Origin of the sequence: Maricaulis parjimensis (genome assembly GCF_016817355.1) — a bacterium.
GTDB classification, from domain to species: Bacteria; Pseudomonadota; Alphaproteobacteria; order Caulobacterales; family Maricaulaceae; genus Maricaulis; species Maricaulis parjimensis.
Genome location: NZ_JADOTT010000004.1, coordinates 228,855 through 239,649, shown reverse-complemented (window position 1 = coordinate 239,649; position 10,795 = coordinate 228,855). Strand labels below are relative to the sequence as shown.

Annotated in this window: 8 protein-coding genes; 5 read left to right on the top strand and 3 right to left on the bottom strand. The window is 62.1% G+C overall.

Going from position 1 to position 10,795, the window contains the following annotated elements:
• The first annotated feature begins 120 nt into the window (after positions 1-120).
• Positions 121-3,282 (top strand): autotransporter outer membrane beta-barrel domain-containing protein, encoded by a 3,162-nt coding sequence (locus tag I0K07_RS08725; RefSeq protein WP_203292452.1) that lies wholly within the window; start codon positions 121-123, stop codon positions 3,280-3,282.
• Between the two features lie 9 nt (positions 3,283-3,291).
• On the opposite strand, the gene I0K07_RS08720 is transcribed toward I0K07_RS08725, so the two are convergent.
• Together I0K07_RS08720 and I0K07_RS08715 are read right to left on the bottom strand one after the other, a co-directional pair.
• Positions 3,292-5,058 (bottom strand): SulP family inorganic anion transporter, encoded by a 1,767-nt coding sequence (locus I0K07_RS08720; protein ID WP_238934697.1) that lies wholly within the window; start codon positions 5,056-5,058, stop codon positions 3,292-3,294.
• On the bottom strand, positions 5,048-5,917 hold the full coding sequence (locus I0K07_RS08715) for an MBL fold metallo-hydrolase (protein WP_203292451.1): 870 nt from the start codon (positions 5,915-5,917) through the stop codon (positions 5,048-5,050). Before I0K07_RS08715 ends, I0K07_RS08720 begins: the two co-directional genes overlap by 11 nt.
• A 134-nt stretch (positions 5,918-6,051) precedes the next feature.
• Here I0K07_RS08715 and I0K07_RS08710 point away from each other — a divergent pair, with 134 nt between their 5' ends.
• Complete coding sequence (locus tag I0K07_RS08710; RefSeq protein ID WP_203292450.1) at positions 6,052-6,465, top strand: rhodanese-like domain-containing protein; 414 nt, start codon at positions 6,052-6,054, stop codon at positions 6,463-6,465.
• Here I0K07_RS08710 and I0K07_RS08705 read toward each other — a convergent pair.
• Entirely contained in the window at positions 6,462-6,758 is a 297-nt protein-coding gene (locus tag I0K07_RS08705) for an ArsR/SmtB family transcription factor (protein WP_203292449.1), read from the bottom strand. The two genes, I0K07_RS08710 and I0K07_RS08705, sit on opposite strands and share 4 nt — an antisense overlap.
• Before the next feature lie 160 nt (positions 6,759-6,918).
• On the opposite strand from I0K07_RS08705, the gene I0K07_RS08700 reads away from it, so the two are divergent.
• From I0K07_RS08700 to I0K07_RS08690, 3 genes are all read left to right on the top strand, one after another.
• Entirely contained in the window at positions 6,919-7,317 is a 399-nt protein-coding gene (locus I0K07_RS08700; protein WP_203292448.1) for a hypothetical protein, read from the top strand.
• 158 nt (positions 7,318-7,475) lie between these two features.
• Complete coding sequence (locus I0K07_RS08695) at positions 7,476-9,734, top strand: TonB-dependent receptor (protein WP_203292447.1); 2,259 nt, start codon at positions 7,476-7,478, stop codon at positions 9,732-9,734.
• Between the two features lie 9 nt (positions 9,735-9,743).
• Positions 9,744-10,724 (top strand): alpha/beta hydrolase, encoded by a 981-nt coding sequence (locus tag I0K07_RS08690; RefSeq protein WP_203292446.1) that lies wholly within the window; start codon positions 9,744-9,746, stop codon positions 10,722-10,724.
• The last annotated feature ends 71 nt before the right edge of the window (positions 10,725-10,795 follow it).

Genomic DNA, 10,795 nt, shown 5'->3' with positions numbered 1-10,795 from the left:
TCAATGTGGTGCTTTGAGGCAACGCGGTGATTGTCGTTTCGCGAATTAGGCGAGTTAAACCTTTTTCTCAACGCGTCCTTGTGGAACAAGGTGGCCGTGTTTTGGCGTTCGGGGACGATCATGCGTGCATTGACAGTCATCAAGTCCGGCCTGACGGCTGGCGTGAGTGCGTTGGCTCTTTCGGCGGCGGTGCAGGCTCAGACCTGCAGCTTTGAACCGGATGCCGAAGCGGGCGCTGACAATGTGACGTGTACGTCGGGTCTCGACTACGCGATTTTCTACATTCCCGGTTTTCATGATGTGACGCTGGAAGCCGGTTTTGATTCCCGCGGCCTGGTCTTCATCGACAATAGCGGTGTCCTGACCGTGCGCGGCACGACCGACACGAATGGCTCGATTGGGACGTCCGCCATCCTCATCCGTGCCGGTATCGATTTTGAGGCTTTTGTCCATGAAGGCGTTCTGACGAGCGACGACATGCACGGGGTTGAGCTGGAAGCAGGCGTCACGGTCGGGGAGTTCGTGAATACGGGCTCCATCACGAGTTTCGATCCGGATGCCAGCGCCATCTATCTGGCAGGCACCGTAAGTGGGGATTTCCGCAATTCCGGACTGATCGATTCAGCGGGCACTGGCGTCCACATTCTCGGAACGGTGGGCGGCGACTTCATCAATGATGCGACTGGTGTCATCACGACGGACAATACGGACTATCTGGTCGGCTTTGGCCTGGTCGTGGATTCGGGGGCCGGTATTGGCGGCGACCTGATCAATCGCGGCTTGATCTATGGCGCGGAAGGCGGCGTTTTCCTTCGCACGACGACGCCGCTCGGGGGTGATTTCGTCAATTATGGCGCCATCGTCGGTGATCCCGATGATTTCAGCTATGGCGTGGTCTTCCTCGCCGGCGTGGACGGCAATTTCTACAATTCCGGCGACATCATCGGGGGTTATGGCGGTGTTCTCGCAATTGGCGGCGTCGCTGGCGAAGTCGTCAATTCAGGCACCATTCTGAGTATGACGGATGACGCACTCGTCATGACCGATATCCAGGGCAATTTCTCCAATGAATTGGGCGGTGTGATCGCCGGCGCCTGGGACGGGGCACAGCTGCAGAATTATCTGGGCGAATTCGTATTCAATGCGGGAGAAATCTACGGCGGAACCGGCAATGGATTGTCCGTATGGAATTTCGCGCCGCACGAACTGACCCTCTTCAATGGTGCGACGGGCACCATTTATGGCGGCTATCGCGGGCTCTACGTCTATCCAGATGGTGATTTGCACGTGCTCAATGCCGGCCATATTTACGGCAATCAGAACGGCGCGTACGCGGCCAGTGAAGGCACCGTGCGGTTCGAAAATACCTATTCCGGATTTGTCGGCGCGGATGTCGATGAAGACAGTTCGATCGGTCTGCGAATCCAGGGGACGAATACGCTTGTGTCCAATTTCGGCGTGATCGAAGGCGGACGCGGAATTGTGGGTGATACCGGCTCGGACAGTGTGGTCAATGCAGGTCTGATTACCGGCGGATCGGGCGTTGCGGTCAGTCTGGGTGATGGTGATGATATGTTCGCGATGTCAGACGGCGGGCAGGTCGATGGCGATATCCTGGGTGGCGATGGCCATGACACTTTCATCGTCCAGGGAAGCTGGACAGGAACAGCCGGCATTGCCGAATTTGAAGAGGGTGTCGTTGGCGTCGCGGGTTCGCTGACCCTGGCGCGGGACGACTGGGCCTTCGACATTTTCACCAATCTCGGCACAACCGACCTCGCGGGCCACACTCTGCTGGCTCAGGATACGCTCAATCTGGGTTTCCTCCTGGGCGGTCAGGGGATTTTGGACGGCAATCTCGACAATCAGGCGCTTGTTGATGTCGACGGTCTTCATGTCACTGGCCAGCTCGTCAATTCCGGGGCTCTGCGGTTCGACGTCACTGGATTGCTGGTCGACTCGATGACGGTGGCAGGTTCAGCGACGCTTGGCGGGCAAATCCTGATCAATGGCGACTGGAGCGAACTGGCCCGCGCGCGGCAGGGTGTGACCCTGTTGACGGCTGGTGGCGGTGTCTCCGGTTCGCCCGTCTTGAACGCAGCGACAGGCGTGCTCTTTACGCCCTATCTGTCTCTGGGGGCGACCACACTCGACCTGAATTTCCTGACCGAGAATTTTGACACGGCGCTGGGCGCCTCGACCTATAACCAGACCCAGGCCGCGCTGGGCCTGCAATCGCGCTGGAATGCCGGGGCGAGTGCGGTGGATGATCTCATTCTCTCGCTCAATGCCGGGGCCTCATCCGCGCCGGTCCTGGCGGCTTATTCGGCTGAAGAGACGGCCGCGATCACGCGTTCGGCCGCCCGTCAGGGCAGCCAACTGGCCCGGCTGGTCTCCGACTGTGCCATCGGGCGTCTCGGTGCGGCCTGCGACTCAAGCGAAGAGCGGGGCCGGATCAGCACCTGGACGGCCTATACTAGCGGATCAGCCGATCTGGAGAGCGACGGTAATGCCGCCGCGGTGGAAGAAAGTGTCTCGGTTCTGGCCCAGGGGCTCAATTTCGCACTCAATGACCGGCTCTCCCTCGGCGGTTTCCTGGCTGGTGGCCGCAGTCAGGTTCGCGTTGGTGCAGGGCTGGGTTCCGGCAATTCCCAAAGCCTGGGTGCCGGCGTCTATGGCCGCGCGAAACTGGGCGGTTTCACGGTCGCGATGACTGCCGGTTATTCCGATCTTGATCTGGAAACCCTGCGTCCGGTACCGGGCGGGTTTTCAGAGGGTGAAACGGGCGGTTCGGTGACCTTTGCTGAGCTGGACGTCCGGGCAGAGCATGTCGTCGGCCCGCACGTGGTCGGCCTCGATGCCAGCGGCCGCTATGCCTATTCGGAAATGGATGCCCATACCCAGTCCGGCGGTGGCCTGTTTGATCTGGCGGTGCAGACCGATGGTTTCCGCAGCCAGACCTGGTCTCTCGATGCCTTCTACGAGCATCGCTCGGAGCGCGGGGCGTCCGGCCATGCCTGGCTCTATGGCGCGTCAGGTGGCGTTCTTACAGGACGTGGCGAGGATGCCGCCAGCGCGACCGCCATGGTCCCGGGCGCGACGCACCCGTTCGATGTGCGGGGGCCGGCCAGCGATGTGGATGATCTGGGTGTTCATGCCGGCGGATTTGTCGGGCTGGAAAGCCAGGGCCGTCAATTGACGATCCGTCTGGCGCTGGACGCCTTCCAGTTGGGCTCTGAGACCAGCCAGCAAGCCACAGCCCGTCTCGGCTGGCGTTTCTAGGCAGGCGGTTCAGGCGTCCTCGGCGGGCGTGACACCCTCGGCCCGCAGCGTTGTCTCCGGGTCGAGGCTGCGCAGGGCGGCATAATGGGACAGGAAGACATCTCCGGTCAGGTCTTCGAACAGGCCGGCCTTGATGAGCCCGTCCGCGACCGGGCCCTTCACCTCTGACAAATGGAGGCGGACGCCGGCATCCTTGAGGCGGTCATTGATCTCGCGCAGGGAGCCCAGCGCGCTGGCATCGACGAAATTGACGGCCGGGAACATCAGGACGAGGTCTGTCGTGTCGGGATGTTCGGCCATCAGCCGGGCCACCAGGTCTTCCAGGAAGCGGGCATTGGCAAAATAGAGCGCACTGTCCACGCGCAGCGAATAGACATGGGGCGACACCACCACATCATGCCGGTTCACATTGCGGAAATGGTGTGAGCCCGGGACCTGGCCCAGCCGCGCCCAGTGCGGGGCCATCGTCCGTTGCAGGATCAGGCCGACCGAGACGGTCACGCCCAGTGTGAGGCCGAACTCCACGCCCAGGAAAAGCACGCCGAACAGGGTGAGGAAGGCCGCCGCGCCATCGGCCCGGGCATATTGCCAGGCCTCCCAGGTTTCCTTGAAATCCGCCAGTTTCCAGATCGCTGCCAATATGGTCGCGGCGAGCACGGCCTTGGGCAGATGGTGGAAGGCCGGGGTCAGGAAGATCGCCACGGCCAGGATGATGAGAGCGGTGAAGATCCCGGCAATCGGTGTACGGGCGCCCGCGGCATCATTGACCACGGAGCGGGCAAAGCCACCGGTGACCGGATAACCACCGGACAGGGCGGCGGCCGCATTGGCCGCGCCCAGCCCGACCAATTCCCGATTGGGCAATATGTGCTCGCGCTGGCGGGCGGCCAGGGACTGACCGACTGACACGCTCTCCACAAAACCGATCAGCGAGATCAGGGCGGCCGGACCGATCAGGGCGCGCAACGTGGTCAGGTCAATCAGCGGGAAGGCGAGGGGCGGCAGCCCGGTGGGCAGGGTGCCGACAATCGCCAGCCCGGTGGTTTCATGCAGGTCGAGCTGCCAGGCCAGAAAAGTGGCCGTAGCAACGAGAATGGCCGGGGCTGCCCGCACGATCGCGTCGCCGATTGCCGATGGCAGGCCGGCACGCTTCAGCAGGCCGGGCAGGACCTCCCGCGAACCCAGCAGGAAGGCCAGGCTGGCGCCGCCCACGATGAGCGGCACCCAATGAACCGAAAGTCCGCTTTGAAACAGGGAATGGACCAGTTCGGGCACGGTGGCGCCGTGCATGTCCAGGCCCAGAATGTGGCGCAGCTGGCTGCCGATGATCAGGATGGTCGAGGCGGTGATGAAGGCATGCACGACCGGGCGCGACAGGAAGTTCGCCACACTGCCCAGACGGAAAATCGCGAACAGAAAGAGGAAGCCGCTGGACAGCAGGGCCAACGCTCCGGCTGCCGCCATGATCTCGGCCGGGTCCTGCAATCCCAGCGATCCGATCGCGGCGGCGGTCATGAGGGACACAACGGCCACCGGCCCCACGGCGAGCACCCGGCTCGAGCCGAACAGGGCATAGGCGATCAGTGGTGTGGTGGAGGCATAGAGCCCGGCCTGGGGCGGCAATCCGGCGAGCAGAGCGTAGGCCAGGCTCTGCGGGATCAGCAATATGGCCGTGATGATGCTGGCCAGCGCGTCAGCGCCCAGCGTGGCACGATCATAGGATCGCAGCCATCCCAGAAGCGGGAGATATCGGCTGGGTTTCAGGTCAGACAGCATCGATCGGGAGTTTGAGATAGCGCACGCCATTATCGGCGGGCTCCGGAAGATTGCCGGCGCGCATATTGATCTGGACCGAGGGCAGGATCAGGCGCGGCATGGACAGGGTCGCATCCCGTTCCTCGCGCATTTTGACAAAGGCTTCCTGCGTGGTGTTGGCATTTAGATGGATGTTTTTCGCCTTTTCCTCCGCCACCGTGGTCTCCCAAGCGAAATAGTCCCGGCCCGGGGCCTTGTAATCATGGCACATGAAGAGGCGGGTTTCGTCGGGCAGGGCGTAGATTTTCTGGACGGACTGATAGAGCGTCGCCGCATCGCCGCCGGGGAAGTCGCAGCGTGCCGTACCGAAATCCGGCATGAAGAGCGTGTCGCCGACAAAGGCCGCATCACCGATATGATAGACCATGCAGGCCGGCGTATGGCCCGGCGTCCAGATGGCTTCCGCTTCCAGATTGCCGATCCTGAACGTCTCGCCATCGGTGAAGAGATGGCCGAACTGGGAGCCGTCCCGGGCAAAACCGGGTTCGGCATCGAACAGATCGCCGAAAACTTTCTGGACATCGGTGACATGGCCGCCAATGCCGATCGTTCCGCCGACCTGTTTGTGCAGATAGGGGGCAGCGGACAAATGGTCGGCATGGACATGGGTTTCCAGGATCCAGTCGATCGTGAACCCCTTGTCCTTCACATATTGGAGAAGCTGGTCGGCCGAACGGGTCGAGGTGCGGCCGGAGGCCGGATCGAAGTCCAGTACGGAATCGACAATGGCGGCCCGTCCGGTCTCAGGGTCGCTTACGACATAGCTCACGGTGAACGTGTCCGGGTCGAAGAAGGCCTTGATCTGGGGAGTCTGTGCCATGTCGTCTCTGCTTTCGGTCAAACGCGATGCACCGCATCTCGCTGTTGATATAGTGTACTTGCAGAGTTATGCAAGTATGCGATTTGCGGATATCCGGAACGGCCGGGCCGTCCGGACAGGAAAGATGAGTGACTATGACAGACCTGCGAGAATTTGAACCCGCCGAAGTGCAGGCGGAGCTGGACGCTGGCCGCTGCCTTCTCATCGATGTCCGGGAACCGGGCGAGCATGCGCGCGAACACATTGCTGGCGCCATTCTCTGTCCGCTGTCCAAACTGGAGGCGGGTCAGCTTCCTAAAGCCAAGGGGAAGAGCGTCATCCTGCATTGCCGGTCCGGCATGCGATCGCGTTCGGCCTTCCAGCGCCTGCGTGAGGAGGGACTGAAACCGGCCGGTCACATGCGCGGCGGGATCATGGCCTGGAAATCGGCGGGCCTGCCGGTGGAAGGCAAGGGGGGAGGCGGTCTCTCCCTGCCGGGCCTGCCCTGGATCCTGGGCTTTTTCGCCGTCATCATCCTGGCCCGCCTGATCGGCAATTGGGCCAGCTAGGTCTGGCAGTAGGTCGCGTACAGGGCGGACATGATGCTGCGCAGTTTTTCGTCCGCCAGGGCGTAATACACGGTCTGGCCGGACTTGCGCGTCTTCACCAGGCCCTTGTTCCGCAGGATCGCCAATTGCTGCGACATGGCCTGCGTGGTCAGTCCCAATTGCTCCGCGAGTTCCCCGACAGAGCGTTCTTCCTCCGTCATCGCACAAAGGGCGAGCAGACGGTTGGGGTGCGCCAGGGTTTTCATCAGTTCGGCGACATCTTCGGCCACCGGGAGCATGGTCTGGTAGTTCATGGCGCATATTCTGCGCTTATGTGCAGACTTGTGCAAATAAGAAGTGATGTTGAATAGCAGGGCTCGCCGGGCCGGGTGCAGCGGAAGCGGCGGTCAGCCTGCTTGTCATCCCGCTTTTCCGGGCGGTACTTTGTCCTCAAATGGGGAGAAACAGGACAACATGGTCGAGACGAGTGTAGACACCGCCGAACCGGGTGAACTGGCAGACTGGACTGAATTTCTGGAAGACTATGCCCGTGATTGGGATGCGACCTTTGCCGGTCAACCGCACTATTTCACGCAGGAATTCTGGTATCTTTTCGTGGCCTGCCTTCGCGCCAAATGGCGCGGTGCGCCGCTGACGATTTCCCAGGCCTGCCAGGTCATGAAAACCGGCTCCAACCGGACGCGGGAAGAGCGGATCAATCGTGCGGTATCCGATGGTTTCCTGAGCAAGGAAAAAGCCGGGGATGACCGCCGCCAGACGGTGTTGATGCCATCCCCGCGCCTGGAAGACATGCTGCGCTCCCATTTTGAACGCACCCTGGTCATGGCGAAAGGCGTTCTGCCCCGGATCTGATACGGCTTGCGGATGCCCGCAAGCGGTGCGCGGAAATACCCGCAGATTTTGCGGCTATTCTCTCCGCTATATCTCCCGTTGAGCCGATCAGCCCTCATTCCCGATGATGGCGCCACTTGGACAGTTCCGGCGATGAATCGGAACGCAGGGAGGGCAAAATGAAGAAACAACTCACTCAATCCGCATCTTTGCGCGTTCTGGCATTGGCGGCTGCAGGCCTGGGCCTGGCCACCACGGCTCCGGCCGTGGCACAGGACAATGCGCCGTCCAGCCGCGCCAGCGAGGACGTCATCACCGTCACGGCGCGCCGCCGCGAGGAATCGCTGCAGGACGTGCCGCTTTCGGTTTCCGCTTTCGGCGAGACCCAGCTGGAAGACTTGCAGGCGACCGACATCACCACGCTGCAGAATGCGGTTCCCAATCTCACCATCCATACCGGCGATGCCGAGAATGCCGTGATCTATATCCGCGGTGTCGGTCAGGTGGATTCGCTGGCTTTCGCGGAACCCGGGGTCGGCGTCTATCTGGATGATGTCTATCTGGCCCGCACCCAGGGCGCGATCCTCGATGTCTTCGATGTCGAGCGCGTGGAAGTCCTGCGCGGCCCGCAGGGTACGCTTTATGGCCGCAACACGATCGGCGGCGCCGTCCGATTCATTTCCACACGCCCCGGCGACAATCCCGGTCTCCAGCTGGAGATGGGCTATGGCAGTTATGACCATGTCTTCGGTCGGGCGCGCCTGTCCGGTGATCTCGTCGAGGATCAGGTCGCCGGCAAGCTGGCACTCTTCTATTCGGCCCGTGACGGTTATGCCACCAACGAGCTGGACGGTACGGATGATGGCGATGTGAACCGGATTGCGGGCCGGACGGGGCTTCTGTTCACGCCGCGTGATGATTTCGAATTCGAGATCACGCTGGAAGGCATGGTCGACCGGCCCGACACGTCACGGACCCCGGCACGGGCAACGGCGGTGGCCGGTGTCGATCCGGGCACGGGCAATATCGCAATCTTCGATGCCCAGGATGATCCCTATTCCATTCGCGCCAGCTTCAATGATCTGGACGACCTGTCCAGCTGGGGCGTGACCGCGCGCGCCGAGTGGCAGGTCAGCGATGCGATCAAGCTCACCTCGATCACCGCGCTGCGCCAGATGGATTATGACAGCAATCTGGATCTCGACGCGACCGAGCTGGAGATTTTCGAGATTTTCGTGCGCCAGGAAGCCGAGCAGTTCAGCCAGGAATTCCGGGCTGAATATGATGCCGGTGGCCCGCTGCAGATGACCGGGGGTGTCTATTATTTCGACGATGCCGATGACACGTTCAACGGTCTGGCCGGTGCCTCCATCGCCCTGCCGCTTGGCGGGGGTGTCTACTTCCCTTATCCGCTGCAGAGCGCCTCGACCAATGACCAGGACACGCAGGCCTGGGCGGCCTATTTCGACGCCAGCTACGCGTTGAGCGATAATCTGCGTCTCTCCGGTGGGCTGCGCTATACGCGGGAAAGCAAATCCTTCGCCCGCATCCAGGAACTCTATGCTCCGGGCACGCCCAATCCGCCGCCCTTCCGGGACGGAACCGGATTTGAGGTCACCAATGTCGATGTCGAGGAAGACTTTGAAGCGCTCACGCCGCGCATCGGCCTCGACTATCGGGTCAATGATGATCTCCTGCTCTACGCGCTCGCTTCGCGGGGCTTCAAGAGTGGCGGTTTTGACGGACGCTCGAATACGCCTTTCGACGCAGAACCCTATGATCCCGAATTTGTCTGGTCCTATGAGGCCGGGGTGAAGTCCACGCTGGCAGATGGCGATGTCACGCTGAACTTTGCGCTCTTCCGCAATGACTATACCGATCTCCAGCTCTCCAGTTTCACGGCCAATCCGGGAACCGGCGCCTTCGAGGCGCAGTTCACCAATGCCGGTGAAGCCGTGATCCAGGGGCTGGAGGCTGAAGCCATCTGGCGCGCGGCACCGGGCCTGACCTTCAGCGGCCATGTCGGCGTGATGGATGCCCATTACGAGGAATATATCGGCCCCGGCGGGATCGATATTTCTGATCAGCGCGAACTGGTGAATGCGCCCGCCTGGAGCGGGGGTCTGGCCGCGACCTATGAATGGGTGTTGGACAATGACCTCTTCGCCCGGGTCCATGCCGACGCCGCCTGGCGCTCCAAGACCTATCCCACCGTGTCCAGCTCGGAGACCCTGGCCCAGGACGGCTATGCGGTGGTGAACGGTTTCATCGCCTTCGGCGCGGGCGATGATGCCTGGGAAGTGCGGACCGGTGTGCGCAATCTGTTCGACGAACACTATGTCACTCAGGCTTTCGATCTGGCTGAATTCCCCGGCTATCAGCTGGCCTATTACGGCGCGCCCCGCACCTTCGATGTGCGGCTCGTCCTGCGGCGATAGGCCGGACCCATGTGGTTCAAACCCTACTCCTCTCGGCCCGTCGGCGTGCGTGAGGCACGCCGGCGGCCTCTTTCTCGGGGAACCCGGGCCTTTCTGGACAGTGCGGATCCCGACGCGCCGCCGATCCGGGACATGCCGCTGGACCAGGCCCGCGCCGTGATGGACGCCATGATGGGCGAGATCGACCAGCCGGGACCTGCCGTGAAATCCGTAGCGGACGTCACGGGGCCGGAGGTCGAGGGTCAGTCTGCCAGCTTGCGCGTTTATGAGCCCAAGGGCAGGGCGCGTGGCATTCTGGTCTTCTTTCATGGTGGCGGTTGGACGCTGGGCGGTGTGGCCTCCTATGACGGGTTTGCCCGCCGCCTGTGCCAGGCGACCGGCCAGATTGTCGCCAGTGTCGATTATCCGCTCTCACCGGAGCACAAATATCCACTCGCCCTGCAGGCCGGTCTCTCGGCTGTGCATTGGGCGCGGGAGGAGATGGTCCGGCGCAAGCTGAAGACGGACGCGATCAGCCTGGCTGGCGACAGTGCCGGCGGCACGCTGGCTGCCGCGCTTGCCCTGCGGCTGGCCAAACAGCCGGAGTTTGCGCTGGCCCATCTGGCGCTTTTCTATCCGGTGATGGTGATCCCGGATCTGCCGGAACATGCCTCCCGTGAGCTCTTGGGCGATGGCCGCTATTTCCTTTCGCGGGAGGATGTCAGCTGGGCGGCGGGCAATTATCTCGCCGATCCTGATCTGGCGACGACACCGGATGTTTCGCCGCTTCTGGCGGAGGATTTCACCGGTTTGCCGCCGGTCAGTGTGATCACGGCGGGTTATGATCCGCTGCGGGATGAGGGTGCTGATTTTGTCCGCCGCGTCCGGCGCGCGGGCGGCCAGGCCGAACTCTTCTGTTTCGAGACCACTGTGCACGGTTTCATGGGCCTCAGCGGGGTCATGCCGGAAGCCAGGCCGGCCTTTCAGGTCGTGAAGAAACGCCTGGGCTGACACCGGCCTCATTCGGAAATGAGATGCTTGGAAAGGCGGTCTTCGGGCCGCCTTTCTGCATTTCACCGCAG

Coding starts and splice junctions, on each gene's coding strand:
- I0K07_RS08720 (WP_238934697.1), bottom strand. CDS start 5,058: ATGCTGTCTGACCTGAAACCCAGCCGATATCTCCCGCTTCTGGGATGG.
- I0K07_RS08710 (WP_203292450.1), top strand. CDS start 6,052: ATGACAGACCTGCGAGAATTTGAACCCGCCGAAGTGCAGGCGGAGCTG.
- I0K07_RS08690 (WP_203292446.1), top strand. CDS start 9,744: ATGTGGTTCAAACCCTACTCCTCTCGGCCCGTCGGCGTGCGTGAGGCA.
- I0K07_RS08715 (WP_203292451.1), bottom strand. CDS start 5,917: ATGGCACAGACTCCCCAGATCAAGGCCTTCTTCGACCCGGACACGTTC.
- I0K07_RS08695 (WP_203292447.1), top strand. CDS start 7,476: ATGAAGAAACAACTCACTCAATCCGCATCTTTGCGCGTTCTGGCATTG.
- I0K07_RS08705 (WP_203292449.1), bottom strand. CDS start 6,758: ATGAACTACCAGACCATGCTCCCGGTGGCCGAAGATGTCGCCGAACTG.
- I0K07_RS08725 (WP_203292452.1), top strand. CDS start 121: ATGCGTGCATTGACAGTCATCAAGTCCGGCCTGACGGCTGGCGTGAGT.
- I0K07_RS08700 (WP_203292448.1), top strand. CDS start 6,919: ATGGTCGAGACGAGTGTAGACACCGCCGAACCGGGTGAACTGGCAGAC.